Annotated in this window: 19 protein-coding genes and 1 riboswitch; of the genes, 10 read left to right on the top strand and 9 right to left on the bottom strand. The window is 60.9% G+C overall.

Translation table 11 applies throughout. From position 1 onward, the window contains the following. Positions 1-72: 72 nt before the first annotated feature. A complete protein-coding gene (locus C8D99_RS05180; RefSeq protein ID WP_133957062.1) occupies positions 73-324 on the bottom strand; it encodes a hypothetical protein in 252 nt (83 codons plus the stop codon). Between the two features lie 284 nt (positions 325-608). On the opposite strand from C8D99_RS05180, the gene C8D99_RS05175 reads away from it, so the two are divergent. The 7 genes from C8D99_RS05175 to C8D99_RS05145 all read left to right on the top strand — a co-directional run bounded on the left by C8D99_RS05175 (position 609) and on the right by C8D99_RS05145 (position 8560). After that, positions 609-1463, top strand: a complete 855-nt coding sequence (locus tag C8D99_RS05175; protein WP_133957061.1) for a MurR/RpiR family transcriptional regulator — start codon at positions 609-611, stop codon at positions 1461-1463. A gap of 122 nt (positions 1464-1585) precedes the next feature. Next, a complete protein-coding gene (locus C8D99_RS05170; RefSeq protein WP_243833837.1) occupies positions 1586-2932 on the top strand; it encodes an aminotransferase family protein in 1347 nt (448 codons plus the stop codon). Positions 2933-2973: 41 nt separating this feature from the next. Continuing rightward, a complete protein-coding gene (locus C8D99_RS05165; RefSeq protein ID WP_133957059.1) occupies positions 2974-3924 on the top strand; it encodes a TAXI family TRAP transporter solute-binding subunit in 951 nt (316 codons plus the stop codon). A 96-nt stretch (positions 3925-4020) separates the two neighbouring features. Further along, positions 4021-5976 (top strand): TRAP transporter permease, encoded by a 1956-nt coding sequence (locus C8D99_RS05160; RefSeq protein WP_133957058.1) that lies wholly within the window; start codon positions 4021-4023, stop codon positions 5974-5976. 17 nt (positions 5977-5993) lie between these two features. Beyond that, positions 5994-6701 carry a CoA transferase subunit A gene (locus tag C8D99_RS05155; protein ID WP_133957057.1) on the top strand — a complete coding sequence of 236 codons (708 nt, stop codon included), beginning with the start codon at positions 5994-5996 and terminating at the stop codon, positions 6699-6701. Beyond that, on the top strand, positions 6685-7359 hold the full coding sequence (locus C8D99_RS05150; protein WP_133957056.1) for a 3-oxoacid CoA-transferase subunit B: 675 nt from the start codon (positions 6685-6687) through the stop codon (positions 7357-7359). The genes C8D99_RS05155 and C8D99_RS05150 overlap by 17 nt, the downstream gene beginning before the upstream one ends. Positions 7360-7378: 19 nt before the next feature. Further along, positions 7379-8560 (top strand): thiolase family protein, encoded by a 1182-nt coding sequence (locus C8D99_RS05145; protein ID WP_133957055.1) that lies wholly within the window; start codon positions 7379-7381, stop codon positions 8558-8560. A 79-nt stretch (positions 8561-8639) separates the two neighbouring features. On the opposite strand, the gene C8D99_RS05140 is transcribed toward C8D99_RS05145, so the two are convergent. The 8 genes from C8D99_RS05140 to C8D99_RS05105 form a co-directional block, all read right to left on the bottom strand. Next, positions 8640-10415, bottom strand: coding sequence for a choline/carnitine O-acyltransferase (locus tag C8D99_RS05140; protein WP_166670012.1), 1776 nt, complete (start codon positions 10413-10415; stop codon positions 8640-8642). Further along, complete coding sequence (locus C8D99_RS05135) at positions 10415-10726, bottom strand: type 2 periplasmic-binding domain-containing protein (protein ID WP_133957053.1); 312 nt, start codon at positions 10724-10726, stop codon at positions 10415-10417. Before C8D99_RS05135 ends, C8D99_RS05140 begins: the two co-directional genes overlap by 1 nt. A gap of 277 nt (positions 10727-11003) precedes the next feature. After that, positions 11004-11231: a hypothetical protein gene (locus tag C8D99_RS05130; protein ID WP_133957052.1), complete on the bottom strand. Its 228-nt coding sequence runs from the start codon at positions 11229-11231 to the stop codon at positions 11004-11006. A 27-nt stretch (positions 11232-11258) separates the two neighbouring features. Then, positions 11259-12209 carry a magnesium transporter CorA family protein gene (locus C8D99_RS05125; protein WP_133957051.1) on the bottom strand — a complete coding sequence of 317 codons (951 nt, stop codon included), beginning with the start codon at positions 12207-12209 and terminating at the stop codon, positions 11259-11261. Between the two features lie 248 nt (positions 12210-12457). Then, a complete protein-coding gene (locus C8D99_RS05120) occupies positions 12458-12724 on the bottom strand; it encodes a GIY-YIG nuclease family protein (protein ID WP_133957195.1) in 267 nt (88 codons plus the stop codon). Between the two features lie 23 nt (positions 12725-12747). Next, positions 12748-13314, bottom strand: coding sequence for a manganese efflux pump MntP (locus C8D99_RS05115; protein WP_133957050.1), 567 nt, complete (start codon positions 13312-13314; stop codon positions 12748-12750). A gap of 168 nt (positions 13315-13482) precedes the next feature. Beyond that, positions 13483-14100 carry a hypothetical protein gene (locus C8D99_RS05110; protein WP_133957049.1) on the bottom strand — a complete coding sequence of 206 codons (618 nt, stop codon included), beginning with the start codon at positions 14098-14100 and terminating at the stop codon, positions 13483-13485. Further along, complete coding sequence (locus tag C8D99_RS05105) at positions 14093-14860, bottom strand: ParA family protein (RefSeq protein ID WP_133957048.1); 768 nt, start codon at positions 14858-14860, stop codon at positions 14093-14095. Before C8D99_RS05105 ends, C8D99_RS05110 begins: the two co-directional genes overlap by 8 nt. 155 nt (positions 14861-15015) lie before the next feature. Here C8D99_RS05105 and C8D99_RS05100 point away from each other — a divergent pair, with 155 nt between their 5' ends. The 3 genes from C8D99_RS05100 to C8D99_RS05090 all read left to right on the top strand — a co-directional run. Next, complete coding sequence (locus tag C8D99_RS05100; protein ID WP_133957047.1) at positions 15016-16503, top strand: HD domain-containing phosphohydrolase; 1488 nt, start codon at positions 15016-15018, stop codon at positions 16501-16503. A gap of 40 nt (positions 16504-16543) precedes the next feature. Then, positions 16544-16975 carry a thioesterase family protein gene (locus C8D99_RS05095; RefSeq protein ID WP_133957046.1) on the top strand — a complete coding sequence of 144 codons (432 nt, stop codon included), beginning with the start codon at positions 16544-16546 and terminating at the stop codon, positions 16973-16975. Between the two features lie 10 nt (positions 16976-16985). Next, a riboswitch (cyclic di-GMP riboswitch) is annotated at positions 16986-17070 on the top strand. Positions 17071-17156: 86 nt separating this feature from the next. After that, a partial coding sequence (locus C8D99_RS05090) for a methyl-accepting chemotaxis protein (RefSeq protein ID WP_133957045.1) occupies positions 17157-18751 on the top strand: 1595 nt, incomplete at its 3' end.

Below are 18751 nucleotides of genomic sequence, written 5' to 3'. Positions count from 1 at the left end.
AATGAGCACCGGGAGCCGGGGATGAAACCGTCCCCGGCTCCCGGTGCTCTCCTGCTTCTCAGGCAGCGAAGATCACGGCGTCCTTGTCTCTTCCAGCATTTCTTCCAGCAGCCTGCGTACCTCTTCGGCTTCGGCCTCGTACTTCGCCGCCATTTCCTTCCTCTTCTTCTCGGGAATTTTCGCGGCTGCGGGATCGTCCTGAAGGTATTTTTTCTTCTTCTCCAGGATCCGCAGAAGCTCTTCCCTGTCCCGAAGAAGCTTTTGCCATTCAAGATAGCTTTCCTGGTCTTCGTTTTCCTTGACAAAAGCCCTGCTCACAGTCATTTCCCCCCTCTCCGACGGAGAACGGCGGAATAATACACAAGGCCACGGAGTACTCCGGGGCCCTGTTCGCTCTCCATATTTCGACAGAAAAAACTGCGTAATTTGTACATATTATCCTCCATCCCCCCTTTTTTTGCAACCGGGTTTCCCCCGGACTACCTGAAAAAGGCACATCAAAAGGCACATCAAAATTTGACACTGCAGATTTTTTCGTTTATTATCCGTGAAGGAAAAACTTCTTATCTGTCATTTTATTGGCGCTTTTCCTTCAAGAAGGAGGTCCCATGCTGAAAGAACGGATTACTCTCCGATTGAAAGAAATGACCCCCGGCCAGGCGGCGGTGGCGCGGTTCCTTCTGGACCACCGGAAAGAAGCCGCTTTCCTCACGGCGTCCCAGCTCGGCGAGCGGGTCGGCGTGAGCGAGACCACGGTCATCCGGCTCTCCCACCTCCTCGGCTATTCAGGCTACCTGCAGCTCCGTTCCGAAATGACCAGCAGCCTCATCGACCATCTCTCCACCCTGGAACGGATCAAGGACTACGGCACCTCCCCTGAAAGCGACCTCTACGAGCGCGCCCTCCGCAAGGACATGGAAACCCTGTCCGCAGCCCTCACCTCCGTTCCCTCCGCGGAACTCGACGCCCTCGGGCAGGCCATGGCCGAAGCCGGCGCGGTATATCTCGCCGGGTACCGGAGTTCCTCTTCCCTGGTCTGCTACCTCTCCTTCTATCTCTCATGGATTCTTCCCAACGTCCGCACCATCAGCACCGACATGCCTTTCGAAATGCTCGCCAACGCCCCCGCAGACAGCCTGGTGCTCGGCATCAGCTTTCCACGGTACTCCCGCTGGACTGTGGACGTGCTCGAAACGGCTGAGAAGCTCGGACTGACAACCGCCTCCGTCACCAACGACCTCACCAGCCCCCTGGCCGCAAAATCAAAATACGTGGTCACGGCTCCCTACAAGCCGGTGTCCTTCATCGACTCCTTCGCCGCTCCCATGAGCCTGCTCAACTGCCTCATTCTCTCCGTGGCCCGGAGCCTCGGCACCGGCGTCACGGAAAAGCTTGAAACGCTCGAACGGCACTGGAGACAGGAGGGAATCTACATTCCCGACAGGATGAAGCCCCTGCCGTAGCGCCCTTTTCAGGCAGGAATTCATTAGCGGGCCTCGGGCCTCCCAAAGGGGGTATGAAAAAGAAAGAACTGCTGCAGCGCTTATTGTTTCAGAAACTTATACAGAAAGGAGCTGATTTTTCGGTGGATCTTGGACATCTGATTCCGAGAAGCTTCAAAGGAAATCTGCGGACCGCCGTGCGCGGCGAGGGAGTGTACCTGTACGACGAGGAGGGCAACGCATACTTTGATGGATGTTGCGGCGCCCTGCTTTCGAGCATAGGCCACGGCGTGAAGGAAATAGCCGACGCCATGTACCAGCAGCTTCTCACCATGGAGTTTGCCCATCCCTCCCGCTGGAACAACACGGTCTCCATCGAGGCGGCAGAGGAAGTGGCATCTCTCACCCAGGAGGGACTCGACTACGTCTGGTTCGTCAGCGGAGGAAGCGAGGCCATCGAATCGGCCATGAAGATCGCCCGGCAGTACTTCGTGGAGCGTGACGGGAACGGCTCCGGCAAGTTCGAGATGATCGCCCGGTGGAACTCCTACCACGGGAGCACCGTGGGAACCATGGGTCTCGCCGGAAGCATGGGACGGAGGCGGACCTTCGCCCCCCTTTTCAAAGAAAGCCCGAAGATCTGCGCCCACTACTGCTACAGATGCCCCCTGAACCTGAAGTACCCCGACTGCGGCGTAGCCTGCGCCCGCTCCCTCGAGACCGAGATTCTCAGGCTAGGCCCCGAGTCGGTGGCGGCATTCTTCGCCGAGCCCATCGTGGGGTCCACGGTGGGCGCCCTTCACCCTCCGAAGGAGTACTGGCCCATCGTCAGGGAGATCTGCTCGAAATACGACGTGCTGCTGGTGGCCGACGAAATCATGACCGGAATGGGCAGGACGGGGAAAGCATTCTGCACACAGCACTGGAACGTGACGCCGGACATCATCTGCTCGGCGAAAGCCCTTTCAGGCGGATACGCCGCCGTGGGCGCCATGATCGTAAAGAAGGAAATCGCCGAGACCATCCGGGACGGAAGCGGCGCTTTCCAGCACGGGCATACCTACAACGGCAACCCTGTCACCGCCGCCGCCGTTACCGCGACCATCAGGTACATGAAGAAGAACAATGTGTTCGAAAACGCGGCTGAACGGGGCAGGCAGTTCGACGAAAAAATCCCCGCCCTGCTTGACATCCCCATCGTGGGAGAGGTTCGTGGCATGGGGCTCATGCGGGGCATCGAACTCGTGGCCGACAAGGCGACCAGAGCCCCCTTCCCCGCGTCGCTGAAGACCGCTGCCTTCGTCACAGAGGAGTGCATGAAGAGAGGGCTCGTGATCTATCCCGGAACAGGGCAGATCGCGGGAGTCGCCGGAGACCAGTTCCTTTTCGCCCCTCCCCTGGTCTCCACCAAGGAAGAGCTGGACGAGATGACAGGCCGCCTCGAAGAAGCCCTGAAGGCTTCGGCGGAGGCGCTCAGGAGCAAGGGGTAGACAGCCCCTTCGATCATCAGAACAAAAGGAGGAATTGTTTCATGAAGAAGAGCATTCTCGCACTTGCGCTCATTGGTGTACTGGCATTCGCCTCGGCGGGATTCGCCGCCACCTTCATCACCATCGGCAGCGGCGGCGTGGGCGGCACGTACTACCCCCTCGGCGGCGCCATGGCGGAAGTCCTCACCAACGCCGGAATCGACGTGAAGGCCACGTCAAGGGCCACATCGGCATCCCGGGAGAACTGCCGCCTGGTGGCTGCCGGCAGGGCCCAGATCGGCATGACCATGGGATCGGCCCTGTACCAGGCCATCACCGGCACCGAGGCCTTCGAGCCCGACGGCAAGCTGCCCCTGCAGATCCTCATGAGCATGTACCCCGCGCCCCAGCACCTGGTCACCGTGAAGGGAAGCGGCATCACCAAGCTCGAGGACATCAAGGGGAAGAGGGTTTCCGTCGGAGCGCCCGGCGGCGGCGACCAGATCCTCACCAACCTCATCCTGAAGGCTGCTGGAATCGATCCCGAGAAGGACTTCACGAAGCAGCAGCTCACCCAGCCCGAAGGTGTCATGGCGCTGAAGGACGGCAATGTGGACGCCGTGTTCTGGAACTTCGCGGCCCCCGGCTCGGCGGTCATGGAAGTGGCGGCCCAGCGTGACGTGGTCATGATTCCCCTTGAGGAAGAACTGGTCAAGAAGATCATCGCCGACAACCCCTTCCTTATCCGTCACACTATCAAGGCCGGCACCTACGACAGCGTCAAGGAAGACATCCTCACCATCGCCGACAGCAACTACCTCGTGGTCAGGAACGACATGGACGAGACCCTCGCCTACAACCTGACGAAAACCCTTATTGAGAACCGGGACAAGTTCATGAACATCACCACCCAGGCCGCCCACTTCGTGCCAGAAGAGGCCAGCGTGGGCATCACCGAGTTCGCCGCAGGCGCGAAGAAGTACTTCAGGGAACAGGGAGTCGACATGAAGTAGCCCCAAGCGGGCAAAATGCCGCAGGCCGGCCGGAGAGACTCTCCGGCCGGTTTTTCAGCAGGATCACATCTTTCTCCCTAATGGAGGTTCATTTTTATGACGACGGAAAACAATACCACCTTGGAACACAGTCCTCCGCCTCTTGAAAAAGAGGTGATTGAAGGACGGAGGAGAGAACTCTCTGGGTGGCAGTACTGGGTGGTGGCGGGCATAGCCCTTGCGGCGTCGCTGTTCCACCTTTATACAGCGGCGTTCGGCCTTCTCTCGGCCATGTACCAGAGGGGCGTCCACTGGATGTTCATGGGAAGCCTCATCTTCCTTGTCTATCCCGTGTCCAAGTCCCGGCCGAAGAATAAAATCGACATCTGGGACTGGGTGCTCGCGGCCCTCATGGCGGGAGGGTGCCTGAACATCCTGCTGAACTGGGATGCCATCGCCATGAGGGAAGGCATGCCCATCGCCTCGGACATTTATATCGGCACCATGATGATCATCCTGGTCATCGAGGCAGGGAGACGGTCCATGGGATGGCCCCTTCCCATCGTGGCCATCATCGCCACCATCTATGCCCTCTTCGGCCCCTATTTCCCCGGCGTCCTCGCTCACGGAGGCTTTCCCCTCGAGGAGCTCGCTCCCTTCCAGTACCTGAGGACCGACGGCATCTTCGGCGTTCCCCTGGGCGTGTCCGCCTCCTTCATTTTCCTTTTCGTCCTTTTCGGCGCCATTCTGAGCGTCACCGGAGCAGGCCAGTTCTTCATCGACCTTTCCCTCGCCCTGACGGGGCGCAGCCAGGGCGGCCCCGGCAAGGCGGCAGTCGTGGCCAGCGGCCTTATGGGAACGGTCTCCGGAAGCTCGGTGGCCAACGCCGTCACCACGGGCGCCTTTACCATACCCCTGATGAAAAAGGCCGGGTACACGTCCAATTTCGCAGGAGCGGTCGTGGCCGCATCCTCCACCGGCGGGCAGGTCATGCCCCCGGTCATGGGGGCGGCGGCATTCATCATGGCCCAGTTCCTCGGTATTTCCTACTGGGACATCGTCGTGGCCGCCGCCATCCCCGCCACGCTGTATTTCATCTCCATCATCGCCATGGTCCACTTCCGGGCGGGCAAGAGAGGAATTCAGAGTCTCACCGAGGAAACGGCACCGAAGGTGGGGAAAGTCCTCAAAGAGGGCTGGCACCTGCTTCTCCCCATCATCACCCTTGTCATCTTCCTGGCCCTCGGATATTCGGCGGTCAAGGCCGTGTTCTGGTCCATCGTCCTCATGGTTTGCGTCTCCTGGATGGGCAAGCCTCAGTACCGCATGACACCGAAACGCCTTCTCGACGCCCTCATCGCGGGAGGCATGGGAGCGGTGGAAGTGGCGGCGGCCTGCGCATGCTCCGGCCTCGTCATCGGCGTCATCGGCATCACGGGCATAGGACTGGCCTTTTCCTCCTTCGTCATCAGCCTGTCCCAGGGCATCCTGCCCCTGGCCCTCATCCTCACCATGATCGGGTCCATCATCCTCGGCATGGGAGTCCCCACCACCGCCCAGTACATCATCACGTCCACCCTGGCGGCGCCGGCCCTGTTCCAGATGGGCGTGCCGCTCATGTCGGCCCACCTGTTCTGCCTCTACTTCGGTGTGCTGGCCGACGTGACGCCCCCCGTGGCCCTGGCCACCTACGCGGCCGCCGGCATCGCGAAGAGCAACGCCATGAAGACGGGCTTCACGGCTCTTGTCACCGCCATGGCGGGGTTCCTCGTTCCCTTCATGTTCGTCTACAATCCCCACCTGCTCTTCCAGGGCAACATCCTGCAGGTGGCCTTCTCCTTCGTCACGGCACTCATGGCGATCATCGGCCTTTCCGCCGGAGTGCAGGGCTACTACATCGCCCCGCTCTCCGTTCCCGAACGGATCGCCCTGCTCATCGTCCCCTTCCTGCTCATCGTGCCGAACCTGACGACGGACATCCTGGCCCTCGCACTTCTCGTGGGGGTGTACCTGCTCCAGAAAATGAAGGCGAAAAGAAACGCGTCGCCTGCTCCTGAAAACACACAATCCTGAGGAGGTGTTCCAGACTCATGGCCCATAAACTCATCAAGCCCGTCATGTCTGCGGAGGAAGCGGTTCAGAACGTGAAGCCCGGCTCCTCGCTCATGGTGGGCGGATTCAACTACGCAGGCGTTCCCTACACCCTCATCGACGCCCTCGTGGTACAGGGAACGAAGGAGCTTCACCTTATCTCCAACGACACTCTCTACGCCAACGACCAGCACCCCGAGGGAGTCGGCCACGGGAAGCTGGTGGTGAACGGCCAGTGCCGCAAGGTGACCGCATCCCATATCGGGCTGAACCGGGAGACCCAGAGACTTTTCAACGAAGGGAAAATGGAGCTGGAACTCGTCCCCCAGGGAACCTTCGTCGAACGCATCCGGTGCGGGGGCTTCGGCCTGGGAGGAGTACTGACGCCCACAGGCGTCGGTACGATTCATGAAGAGGGCAAGCAGGTCATCGAAGTCGACGGGAGGAGATACATCATCGAACTTCCCCTCAAGGCCGACGTGGCCCTGATCCGGGGGCACAAGGCCGACCGTTGGGGGAACCTCACCTACTTCGGCACGGGGCGGAACTTCAACCCCGCCATGGCAACGGCGGCGGAGCTTGTCATCGCAGAAGTGGACACCATCGTCGCCGAGGGTGAAATCGACCCCAACGATGTGGTTACCCCCGGCATGCTCGTGGATATTCTTGTACTGAAAGGAGACGGATACTATGCTTCCCGTACTTGATGAAGAAGTCATCCGCCACAGGATAGCGAAACGGATCGCCCTCGATTTCGAGGATGGTTCCGTGGTGAACCTCGGGATCGGCATTCCCACCCTGGTCTCGGACTATCTTCCCGAGGACGTGCACGTGCTGCTCCAGACGGAAAACGGCGTGGTCGGGGCGGGTCCCAAGCCCGAAAAGGAAGACCTGCGGCTCATCGGCGCCGGCGGACGGTGCGTGTCCCTGCTGCCGGGATCGAGCCTGGTGGCGAGCGACATGAGCTTCGGCCTCATCCGGGGAGGCCACCTCGATGCCACGGTCCTCGGCGCCCTGGAGGTGGACAGCTTCGGCAACCTGGCGAACTGGATGATCCCCGGCAAGATGGTGCCGGGCATGGGAGGCGCCATGGACCTCGTCACGGGAGCCAGGGCGGTCTACGTGGCCACCACCCACTGCGACAAGAAAGGCCGCCCGAAGCTGGTGAAGGAGTGCACCCTGCCCCTCACGGGAGCGAAGGTGGTCAGCGTGGTGGTGACGGAGTTCTGCGTCGTCCGCAAGGTGAACGGCAAAATGGTGCTCTGCGAAATATCCCCGGAAATCACAGAGGAGGAGCTTCGGGCCAACACCACCATGGACTACGACATTTCCCCCGACCTCTGCCCCATGAAGGGCATAGAATGAAAGGAGTGGGTACCGGACCATGGGTAAACCGGTTATTCTGAGCGCCTGCAGGACTCCGGGCGGCAAGTTCGGAGGCAGCCTGAAAGGATTCGAGGCTCCCGACCTTGGAGCCATGGCACTGAAAGAGGCGGTAAAGCGGTCGGGCGTAAACCCTGACGACATCGGCGAGGTCATCATGGGCAACGGGTGGCAGGCGGGCGTCGGCGCCAACCCTGCACGGATCGCCCTTTTCCGTTCGGGGCTTCCCCAGTCCATCCCCGCGTTCACCGTGAACAAGCGGTGCGGCTCCAGCCTGAAGACGGCCATGCTCGCCGCGGACAAGATCCGCCTCGGCGACATGCAAGCCGTGGCCGCAGGCGGCATGGAGAGCGCGACCAATGTTCCCTACCTGCTCAGGGATGCCCGGTGGGGATTCCGCATGGGCGAGAAAGCGGCCGAGGACTCCCTCCACAAGGACGGCTTCAACTGTCCCCTGGCAGGTATGCTCATGGGCGCCACGGCGGAAGTCCTCAACGAGGAATACTCCATCACCAGGGAAGAGCAGGACGAGTATGCCCTGAACAGCCACAGAAAAGCTGTGGCCGCCATTAAAGAAGGCCGCTTTGCCTCCGAGATCGTGCCGGTGGAGATACAGGACAGAAAAAAGGGAACCATCGTCTTCGATACCGACGAAATACCACGGGAGGACACATCCATCGAGTCCCTCGCCAGACTTCCGGCGATCTTCAAAAAGGACGGCTCCATCACTGCCGGGTCCAGCTCGGCCCTCTGCGACGCCGGAAGCGCGTACATCGTGGCTGACAGCGACTGGGCGAAGGCCAACGGGTTCACTCCCCTGGCGGAGATCACGGGGTATGCCAGCGGCGCCCTAGACGCCGTCCACATGGGGCTCGGCCCCACGGTGGCCATGCCGAAGGCCCTGGAGATGGCCAAAATGTCCCTGGAAGACATGGAGATCATCGAGATCAACGAGGCCTTCTCCTCCCAGATTCTCGCCTGCCACAGGGTGATGAAGTTCGGCATGGACAGGCTCAACCCCTGCGGAGGCGCCATCGCCCTCGGTCACCCCATCGGCGCCACGGGGGGCAAGATCCTCGCGACGCTCATCTATTCCCTCAAGGCGCAGAAGAAGGAATTCGGCATCGTCAGCGCCTGCATCGGCGGCGGCCAGGGCGTGGCCATGGTGATCCGGAACCTGTAGCGTCAGTACAGGCGGACAACAGACAAAAGCAGGGCGTCCGGAAAATGAACCGGACGCCCTTTATTTGTCTGAAACAGCCTTATTCCTGTTCCCGCAGTACTTTCCCCATGGCTTCAAGGGCATTCCGCAGGCGGGAAGCGTATTCCGGCGCCAGGGAGCCGTCCCGTTTCCAGGAAGACACGTGGAAGATGAAGTGATCCCTGCGGGAAAGATACCGGACACCCAGCCCTCCCGGCTGGACGGGACCGTAGCCCGCGAGGGCGAAGCCCTCTCCCGGCGTGGTGCTGCTGGATACGGGGCAGGACGCCAGTTTTTCCCAGGCCGGGGAACGGAAGAGGGCAGGCTCTTCCTTCAGGCCAAGCTCCCTTCCCCTCTCTTTCCACAGTCCCCTCAGGAGCTGGAGGTGTCCCTCCACGCCCCGTCCTTCCAGGCATTCCCGTATCCTTTCCCTGTGGGCCCGCTGGGCTTCGAACAGCATCTCCCGGAGAGCGCCGGAAGATGCCCGGCCTGAACGGAAGCCGTCGATAAAAGCTACCGCTTCCCGGGTGAGCGGGCGGGTTCCCTCCGTGCGGCCCCCTGCGAAACGGCGGAGCTGCACCGACTCGTAGACGCTCCTGCGCTCCCCCCACAGTTCCTCCGCCGCCATGAGCATGGCGAGCTGGACAAAGGCGTCGGGGCTGACATTTCCTTCTTTCACCGCATCGGTCCCGAAGGCGTCGAACCTGAGAACGGCCTGAACCCTGGAATCGGAAAGGATCCGGGTTTTTTCCGGAATCCCGTCAAGGAAATCCCTGAACTCCCCGGAGAGGGCGAAGTCCAGCCTTACCGGTGCCGGAAGCCCCGACGCTCTGCCCGTCACGGAAGGGGCACGGGAAAGGATCTCCTTCACGAGGCGCCCCACGTGGGTCCCGTCCCTGGAGGCGTGTTCGAAGTTTATCCCGGCCTGACCGTCCGCCGTGACGATGAGCTGGAAGGACTTTTCATACCAGCCGTTCTGCCCTCCGTCGAAGAGAAAGTGCCGTGCCCGCTCCTCGGGGCTGGAGCCGCACGGGCCGTCCAGGCGGAGGACAAAAAGGGATTCCTCCGCGAGGGAGAGAAGCCGTTCGTTGTCTTTTCCCCCTTCAAGGAGAAGCCGCCGTCCCAGGGCCGCCTCATCCCGATGAAGGGTTGTGATCAGTCCAACGGGCGGGGTTTCGTCCGGAGGAAAGGAGGCCATCTCCCGGAGATGACGGGCCGTCTCTTCCACATCCCTCAGGCCGTCCTCTTCCGAATACAGTTCGAGGAGAAAGGGTACCCCCCCGGAGAGAACGAGGGCACTGCGCCCGGCGGGGCCGGTTTTCGTTCCCGTCGCCTGCACGTCGGCTCCCGGCAGGGCCCTCCGGGAAGTCCTGAAGAGCCGTTCATATTCCTTCATGCACAGGGGTGCTCCCCTGAACGTGTCCGGTTCTAGGGTCCCCCTGTCGATCTCGGTGCAGAACGCCGCGGCCGACAGGGCCAGCCGGGCGGCCAGTCTGAAGGGACAGGACTCTCCGGGCAGCGTGTCGGATGCGAAGAGGTAGAAGGGGTTGGAGTGGACCGGCAAAGGGGCCCTTGACGCCAGGTACCATCCCTCCCAGTAGGGAACAAGCCTGCCCAGGATGTGATCCCCTTCGTCGTTCCGGATCCTGTCGAGTTCCTCCTGAAGAACCGGACCGCAGAAGAGGGCGAACTCTTCGGCCGCCTCCTTTGACCGGGCCGGTTCGCTTCCCGTAAGAAGGGGCTCCGCCCATTCGATAAGCCGATTTCCGCTCCGGACAGGATCGTCGAAGGGCGGACGGGGAAGCCCCGGTCCGCCTTTCCCTGCGGAAACAGCCATTACTTCCCCGAATCCGCGAGCGCAGCGGCGACCTTTTCCGCCGCCGGCCCGTCCACCCATTCCCGCCAAAGGTCCGGATGCTTCTTCAGAAACGCAGCGGCTGCTTCTCCGTGGCTGAGACTGTTGTCCTCTTTGCCGAATCCGTGTTCGAGAATAAAGCCTGCCACCCTGTTGTGAAACTGGACGCTGTCCCAGCTGAAATCAGCGAACACAACAGGAGGCTCTTCTCCTGAAGCCTGCAGAGGCGTACCGAAAAGCGCGGCCGGCACCAGACACAATACCAGCAGAATACAAAATGCGTGTTTTTTCATCTATCTGCTCCTTTCATGGATTGAGCCCTTCGGAAGGACAAAGAAGGCAGGAAAAGCCAGGGAACGGAATTCTCAGCCGGACTGCCGGGGATCTGTATCGACAGGATTGCTGCGCAGACAAAGCACTCAGCTTTGAAAAACTAATGAAATTATTATACTGCAAAAAAACTGTGAGGTCAAAAAGCGGCCGACAGCAGAAGAAGGACGGGGGCGAGACCGGAGCTGCCGGGGGGAGAAAGAAAAAAGCCTTCCCCTTTCGCCGGGAAGGCCTTTGCACCTACCTGAAAAATGGCAGGATCAGCCGCCGCTCCACGATCATTCTCACCAGGAGGGAGTCGGACCAGTCCTTGCCCAGGTGAAAATAATGGAACAGAAAATCGCCGAGGACGACGATGAGAAAGAGGGCAATGACAGACAGCAGAAGGGCGATGATCTGCTTCCAGAGCACGCGTTTTTTACCGAGGTACTCCCAGGGCTCCCTTTCTTCCCTTCTTTGTTTCGCCATGGTTCCCCCTCCTCCCCCTTCGGGGCTTCACAGCATGTGCTTCTTCCAGAGCAGGAAGGCCGAGCCTCCCGCAAACAGGGCCGAAATGGCCAGAACGCCCCAGAAGCCCAGGGGATGCCCTCCGAGAGGAACATGGACGTTCATTCCCCAGAAGCTGGCCACCACCGTGGGAATCGCCAGGATGATGGTGATTGAGGCGAGGAATTTCATGACCATGTTCAGATTGTTGGAAATAATGGAGGCGAAGGCGTCCATCATGCCGCTGAGGATGTTGCTGTACATCTGCACCATCTCGTATGCCTGGTCGTATTCGATTTTCACGTCCTCAAGGAGTTCCTCGTCCTCCTCCCGGACCTTCACGATCTCGTGCATCTGGGCGTTGGCGCAGAGCCGGATGAGTTTGTCCACCACCGACCGGTTGGACCGCAGGGCGCTGGTGAAATAGGTAAGGCTCTTTTCGAGGTCAAGGAGCTGGAAAAGCTCTTCGTTCCTCATGGACTTTCTTAGATTGGCCTCTATGGCGTTGGACCGGCGGTCGATCTGGACGAGATATTTCAGGAAAAGTGTGGCGGCCCGGAAGAGCACCTGGAAGAGGAAGCGGGTCCGCTTGAACGTGCTGACTGCGGCCAGAGACTGGGGCGAGGAGGGCAGGACGTCGTTCTGCTCCAGGGCGACGGTGACGATGTGCTCCGTGGTGATGATGACGCCCATGGGAATGGCATCGAAACGAAAGTTTCCCTCCACCTTGGGGACGTTGATCACCACCAGCAGGCACCCGTCGTCGGCCTCGATGCGGGATGCTTCCTCCGGGTCCAGGGCGGCGGCGAGAAAATCGGCGGGGCATTTCGCGGCCCGGCTTACCGTGTCCATCTCCTCTTTCGAGGGCGCCGTCAGGTTGATCCAGCTCCCGGGTTCCAGACTCTCCAGGGTGAGAGAAGCGTTCTTCTTGTCGGGAAAGGTTTTCAGTATGGAAATCATGGAATTATCCCCCTTCGCGGATGTTCCTCCGTCCGGGCGGGAATTCCCGGAACCGGAGGGCTTGAAGCTGTCGGGGGCGATAAAGGAGAGACAGGAACTGCCCTGGAGCCTCCCTTCACGCCCGGCGGGCGCCGGACGCGAAAAAACCGTCGGGACGCCCTCAGCGGATGTGGCCGCACAACGGTTCTGGTCTCGCGCTACTCTCGCTTTCCATGCCGGTCTCCCTTCCTGTTCGTGAATAGTGCATATTATAGTCCTCCCTCTCCGGGAGACACAAGAGGAACACCGATGCGCTCCGCCGCCAGTCTTTCCTTCTCCTGCCTGGACATTCTCTTGATAGCCAGCTCCCGCCGGAGGGCATCTCCCTTCGAGGGAAGACGCTCGCTGAAGACAAGCCTCACCGGCCGCCGCCCCGCCGTGTACCGGGCACCCCTGCCGAGGTTGTGGGCTTCCACCCTCGCGGCGAGGTCGAAGGTCCAGCCGGTGTACAGCGTTCCGTCGGCGCAGAGCACCATGTACACCCAGGCGTCTCCCCTGTCTACCCCATGAGATGAACCCTCAGGATGTTCGCCCCGATGAGGCACAGCACCAGTCCTCCGGCGAACTCGACTTTTCTGCCGAGAAGCTGCCCCACGCGGAACCCCGCCAGGACGCCCCCGAAACAGGCGAAGGCCGTTATCGCCCCGGACCATGACGCCAGCACCATCACCGGGGCCCCCACGGCGGCGAAGCTCACCCCCACGGCAAGGGCGTCGATGGAGGTGGCCACCGCCACAGTCAGGAGGGCGATGCCGCAGGAGGGATCAGAGGGAGGACAGGCCGGGTCCTCGGGCTTGAAGGATTCGCGGATCATGTTGCCCCCCACGAGGGCGAGGAGCCCGAAGGCTACCCAGTGGTCATAGCCGGAAATAAAGACCAGGAAGCGGCTGCCCAGAAACCACCCGGCCAGGGGCATGGCGAACTGAAAGCCGCCGCAGGCTCCCGCGACCCTGAGGGCCGCCGCGCCGCCCGTGGCGGCTCCGAGGCAGGCTCCGATCCCGAGTGACGCCGCCAGGGCGTCCATGGAGAGGGACACGGCGGAGAGAAGCATCTCGAAAAAATACATGGGAGACAACCGACCTTTCAGGGAAGAATACGCTGATCTTCAGTTAAGGATACCATTTTTCGGCTGTCCCGTCCCCGGAACAGGGAGCGACCTGCGGTCAGGGGTATTTCTTCGGGCACCCCCGGCCGTTCGAAGAAGCGGCTGAAATTCTGCTGAAGACTCCGCCCCTTATCTGAACACGGAAATCCGCCCTGTCTCGTCCCATTTAATGAGACAGACCAGGGGTTCACGGATCTGGACGCTCGTCCTTACGTGATGGAGGGGTTTTCCCGGCTCCTCGAGCCGGAAGAGGGTGAACCGGTCCCGGGGCATGGTGCGGAAATCCTCCCTCCGCTCCACCAGGTCCAGGGGGAAAAATTCAGTCTCGGCGGCCCCGAAGAGCCTCTCCCACAGGGGACGGTCTTCCGCGGCCAGCATCTCCAGAATGGAGTCCATTCCGCCGGCAAAAGATTCTTCACCCTTTTTCTCCGAAGGCTTCTCCGGAGCCGTGGAAGTTTTTTTCGCCCGGCTCCGCAGGGCGGGCGTTTTTTTCTCCCCGGCCGCCTTCTTTCCGGAAGCCGCCGAAGGCTTCTTTTCCGGAGACGACGATGTCTTCTTTTTCGCCGGCGCCGCCTTTTTTTCCGCAGCTTTCCCGCCGGCCCCTTCCGGAGCCTTTTCCGCAGGTGCCGCAGCTTCTTCCGAAACCGTTTTTCCTGCCGTTTCCGCGGCGGGGGAAAGGGGTTCCTCTCCGGCGAACACTTCTCCCGTGGAAAGGTAATTTTTCAGGCTGGGTCTTTTTTTAGCCATCGTTCTTCCACCTCTCGAGCAGTTCATCGGCCGCCACGGAGTAATCGAGGGCGCCGTTGCTTTCCGGATCGTATCCGAAGACGGAGACTCCAGCCCCGCTGGCTTCCACAAGACTGATGTTCTGGCGGATGTACCGCGAGAATACCCTGTCGCCGAAATGACTTCGGACCTCCTTCTCCACTTCCCTGTTCATGATGATCTTGGGGTTATGCCTGGTGAGGAGCACCCCCCCGATGGCCAGCCCCCTGTTCAGCCTCTTGCGGAACAGCTCCACCGTCCTGGAAAGGAGGCGGAGTCCCGCGAGGCTGTAAAACTCGCTTTCCAGGGGAACAATAACCTCGTGGGACGCCGCGAGGACGTTGCGGGTGAATATGCCGAGCTGGGGAGGGCTGTCGCAGAAGACGCAGTCGTAACCGGAGAGGCCGGCCGACTCAAGGGCGTCCCGCAACAGGGTGTCCCTCCCGGGCTGGCTTTCGATCTGCATCTCCGCCATGGCGAGGTCGAGGGTGCTGGGAATCACGTCAACCCCCTCCCGGGAAACCTTGACTTCTTCAAAGGAGACGTCTCCAAGAAGGAAGTCGTAGATATAGGGATGTTCCTCCGGAACGGAGATGCCGAACCCGGCGGTGAGGTTGCTCTGTGGATCGAGGTCGAGAGCCGCGACCCTGAGCCCTCTCCGGGCGAGGGCGACCGCAAGGTTCTGGCATGCGGTGGTCTTGCCCACGCCGCCCTTCAGATTGCAGAATCCGACGATTCTCATGAGAAACCTCCTCGATTAGGGGATGAAAAGTCCGATGGCCGTCCGGTACAATATAACAAGAAACACTGCGAGGGGAAAGGGCTGATTTTTCACCGTCCTGGAGTATAATTGACCGGATAGTGCATTTTTTCAGGCAAAGAAGGAGGAACCTCAGAATGGACCGAACAGACGCCGCTCCCGGAAACGGGAAATCGGGCTTGGATACCGGAGAGCTTTTATCCTGCCTTATGGCGGGAATCGCTGAATTCGTCTTTATCCACAATCTCACCGGGAAAATCCGGGAGGTCAATTCTGCGGCGGTGAAGGGACTCGGCTTCACCGTCCAGGAACTTTTGTCGTCCGACATGACGGCAGTCCTGGCCTCCCCGCCCCCCCTCCGGGTGAAACAGGCCTGGAAAAATCTGGATACGGGGCACCCGTTTTCTGCGGAAGGAATCGTCCGGCGCAAGGACGGTACCTCCTTTCCGGCGCTGCTTTCCTTTTTCCCCCTTGTCAGGGGGGAGGAACCCGCCGTCCTGACCATCGCCAGGGATATCACAGACCTCAAGGCCGCCGGGGAGGGGCTCTCCAGGGGATCTTTCAAAGACCCCCTCACGGGGCTCTACAACAGGGCATTCTTCGAAGAGGAACTGAAACGGCTCGACTGCGACCGCCAGCTTCCCCTCAGCATCATCATGGGAGATCTCAACGGCCTGAAAATGGCCAACGACGCTTTCGGCCACCAGGTGGGAGACGCCCTGCTGAAGGCCGCGGCAAAGGTACTGAGGAAAATTTGCAGGAGCAGCGATCTCCTCTTCCGGTGGGGAGGGGATGAATTCGTCATTCTGCTTCCCCATACCCGGGAGGAGGACGCCGCCTCCATCGTCAACCGCATCGAAGATGCCTTCCGGAAGATACAGGTGAAGGACATGCCCGTTCCTCCCAGCATGTCCCTCGGGTACAGCGCGAAGCTTCACCGCTGGCAGGATTTCGCCAACGTGTTCCGGGACGCCGAGGGGGACATGTACGATAAGAAAATCTCAGAAAGCAGGAAGATCCGGGAGACAATTCTCGGGAGCATCTTCTCGTCCCTTGCGGAGAGCACTCCTGAAACAGTCGAACACAATCTTTCGGTGAGGCGGCTCTGCCGCATGCTGGGCAGACGGCTTGGCCTTGAAAGGCTGGACCTGGAAAAGCTGGATCTCGCCGCGTACCTTCATGATATCGGGAAGGCCTCCATTCCGCCGAGAATCCTGTCCAAAACAGGCCCCCTGACGGAGGAGGAATGGGAGGACGTGAAACGCCACGCCGAGGCGGGATACAAGGTTGCCTCCTCTGCCACTCCGGACGTGGCCTCTGTGGCGGACGAAATTCTCTCCCACCACGAGCGGTGGGACGGCACGGGGTACCCCTCCGGCCTCCCGGGGGAGGACATTCCCCTGCTCTCCAGGATCATCGCCGTCGCCGACGCCTTCGACGTCATGACCCGCGGGACCCCCTACCGGCCTGCCAGAAGCAGGGATGACGCTCTCAGGGAAGTGAAGGAACAGGCTGGACGGCAGTTCGACCCGAAGATCGCCGACTTTCTCCTGGAAAACCGGGGAAAAACCGACGAAGAAACGGCGGAGCAGTTGCCCCCTGTGAGAGATTTTACTGTAGAATAGACGGAAGAGGGAGTATATCCACAAGAAGGAGGGATGTTCCATGCTGAACCTTTCCGAACTCCTGCAGACGGGGCTGAGCGCCGAGGTGAAGAAGACGGTGGAGCTGGAGGATACCATAGGCAATTCTTCTCCCTACCTGAACCAGTACCTTTCCACATCAGCCTGTGCCGCCCTGGCCGTTCAGGCTGCCATGGCGGCGACTGAAAACCTGCTTCCGGAGGGTTACCTCTCCGTGGGACGGAGAATCGACCTCGAACACGAGATCCCGGCCATGCTCGGGACCACCGTGACAGTGAAGGCCGTCCTCAGGGAAGTCCGGGGGAACAGGCTCATCTTTGACGTCACGGGTACCGACGCCCTCGGGACCATTTTCCGGGGAGTCAACGAACGGGTTGTGGTCAACCGCCTCGGCCTGGACGAGAAAGGCGCGGAGCGGGCCCGGCAGCTCAAGGAACTCAAGGAACGACTGTAGCATTCATCTGCACCCCATAGGGCAAACCGGGCGAAAGCCGGGGACGCAAAGCTTCGGGTCTACAGCCTTCGGGCCATGACAGCCGGGCCGCCGGAGGTAAATTTAGCAGAACAGCCTTCGGACGCCGAAGGCTGTTCTTTTTCCACCATCACCAATCACCTTCAGAGGGGGGAGTTCTTCCTTGAAACTGAACAGACTCGCAACGCGCATTCTGGCCGTGGTCATCGTTCTCCTTGCGCTGGCAGTGGGAGGCATCGGATTTTACGCCATGCACATCGGCGGGCAGGGGCTCGAGGATTCGGCCCGGCAGTACGAGATCACCCTGGCGGAATCTCTGTCATACCGCATGGACGCCACATTCAACAAGTTCGACGGCATGCTCCAGGCCCTTTCGGCCCTTGTCACCACCAGGTTCACCAGCCTGCCCAATCCCGACGTGGCGGACATCGTGGTTCCCCAGTTCGGCGCCCAGAACGGCAAGTTCATGACGGACCTCGGCATCCAGTCTCCGGAGGCGCGGAGACTGTTCATCATTTTCAACCCTGAGATCTACGGCACGGAAAAGACCTTCATGGTGGCCTTCGAGCGGGCTGATGCAGGATCCCTCTTCATGTTCCTCGACGGAAAGAACATGTCCCCCGCCCAGCTCATCGACAGAAATGACCCCTCCTCGGCATGGTTCTGGAGGCCCCTTGACACCATAGCTCCCTACTGGGGGGACATCCAGCGTTCCGAGAGCGGGGAGGAAGTGGTGGTCTATTCCCAGCCGGTCCTCATCGACGGCCGGGTTGCCGCCATCGTCGGAATGACCTTCTCCTTCAATTTCGTCAGGACGGTCCTCGATTCGGTAAAAATATACGACACGGGGTACGCCTTCCTCCTCAACCGGGACCTGAAATATCTCCACCACCCCACCCTGAAGTTCGAAGGACCGGGATTCCGGGAAGTGGTCGACGGCAGCTTCGCCAAGTACGCCGATGCCGTAATCAGCGAGAAGAAGGGACGGATAGACTACCTGTGGAACGGTGTCCCGAAGACCATGTCCTACTGGACCCTGGCGAACGGGTACGTGGTTTTCGCGGCGGCAGACGTCACGGAGTCCCTCTCCGCGGTGGGAGCCATGCGCCGGGCGGTCTACATAGGCATCATAGGCGTCCTCGTGGTGGCCTCCATCGTGGTCATCCTCTTCTCCCGGAGCCTCGCCCGTCCCCTCCGGGCGGCCGCCGAGCGGGCCCGGTACGTGGCCGAGACCGGCGACCTCACCGCCTCCGTGGAGGCGGACACGTCCATCGAGGAAATCCGGAACGTGGCCGACGCGGTGAACCGTATGATCTCCGGGACCGCCGGGACGGTCAGGGAAATCCTGGAAAGCGCCTCGAAGGTGCTCTCCCGGGCGGAGGACATGAGTGCCGCCTCCGAGCAGAGCAGCGCCTCGGTGCAGGAAGTGATCGGTCTCGTGGGCAAGGTGTCGAAGAACACCCACGACACGGTGAGCGCCATCGAGGAGGCCAATGCCGGAGTGGAGGAAGTGGCGAGCGCGTCCCAGGCGGGAGCGAAGGCGGCTGCCGAATCGGGGGAGCAGGCCCAGGAAATCTCTCTGGCGGCGGAAAAGGGCGGCAGGGCCCTGGACGAAATGGCCACCCTGATAGAAGACGTCTCCGGTGCGGGGAGCCAGGTCAGTGCCGCCGTGACGGAGCTTGCGAAGTCGGTGTCGGGCATCACGGGATTCGTGAACACCATCACCCAGATCGCGGACCAGACGAACCTTCTTGCGCT

Origin of the sequence: Aminivibrio pyruvatiphilus (genome assembly GCF_004366815.1) — a bacterium.
Lineage (GTDB): Bacteria > Synergistota > Synergistia > Synergistales > Aminobacteriaceae > Aminivibrio > Aminivibrio pyruvatiphilus.
Note: the sequence above shows the minus strand (reverse complement) of the source record. Positions and strands in the feature narration are given on the sequence as shown.

Bases quoted from the DNA above. Each gene is read 5' to 3' on its own strand.
- C8D99_RS05180 (WP_133957062.1), bottom strand. From the start codon at position 324: ATGACTGTGAGCAGGGCTTTTGTCAAGGAAAACGAAGACCAGGAAAGC.
- C8D99_RS05175 (WP_133957061.1), top strand. From the start codon at position 609: ATGCTGAAAGAACGGATTACTCTCCGATTGAAAGAAATGACCCCCGGC.
- C8D99_RS05165 (WP_133957059.1), top strand. From the start codon at position 2,974: ATGAAGAAGAGCATTCTCGCACTTGCGCTCATTGGTGTACTGGCATTC.
- C8D99_RS05160 (WP_133957058.1), top strand. From the start codon at position 4,021: ATGACGACGGAAAACAATACCACCTTGGAACACAGTCCTCCGCCTCTT.
- C8D99_RS05155 (WP_133957057.1), top strand. From the start codon at position 5,994: ATGGCCCATAAACTCATCAAGCCCGTCATGTCTGCGGAGGAAGCGGTT.
- C8D99_RS05150 (WP_133957056.1), top strand. From the start codon at position 6,685: ATGCTTCCCGTACTTGATGAAGAAGTCATCCGCCACAGGATAGCGAAA.
- C8D99_RS05145 (WP_133957055.1), top strand. From the start codon at position 7,379: ATGGGTAAACCGGTTATTCTGAGCGCCTGCAGGACTCCGGGCGGCAAG.
- C8D99_RS05140 (WP_166670012.1), bottom strand. From the start codon at position 10,415: ATGGCTGTTTCCGCAGGGAAAGGCGGACCGGGGCTTCCCCGTCCGCCC.
- C8D99_RS05135 (WP_133957053.1), bottom strand. From the start codon at position 10,726: ATGAAAAAACACGCATTTTGTATTCTGCTGGTATTGTGTCTGGTGCCG.
- C8D99_RS05130 (WP_133957052.1), bottom strand. From the start codon at position 11,231: ATGGCGAAACAAAGAAGGGAAGAAAGGGAGCCCTGGGAGTACCTCGGT.
- C8D99_RS05125 (WP_133957051.1), bottom strand. From the start codon at position 12,209: ATGATTTCCATACTGAAAACCTTTCCCGACAAGAAGAACGCTTCTCTC.
- C8D99_RS05120 (WP_133957195.1), bottom strand. From the start codon at position 12,724: ATGGTGCTCTGCGCCGACGGAACGCTGTACACCGGCTGGACCTTCGAC.
- C8D99_RS05115 (WP_133957050.1), bottom strand. From the start codon at position 13,314: ATGTATTTTTTCGAGATGCTTCTCTCCGCCGTGTCCCTCTCCATGGAC.
- C8D99_RS05110 (WP_133957049.1), bottom strand. From the start codon at position 14,100: ATGGCTAAAAAAAGACCCAGCCTGAAAAATTACCTTTCCACGGGAGAA.
- C8D99_RS05105 (WP_133957048.1), bottom strand. From the start codon at position 14,860: ATGAGAATCGTCGGATTCTGCAATCTGAAGGGCGGCGTGGGCAAGACC.
- C8D99_RS05100 (WP_133957047.1), top strand. From the start codon at position 15,016: ATGGACCGAACAGACGCCGCTCCCGGAAACGGGAAATCGGGCTTGGAT.
- C8D99_RS05095 (WP_133957046.1), top strand. From the start codon at position 16,544: ATGCTGAACCTTTCCGAACTCCTGCAGACGGGGCTGAGCGCCGAGGTG.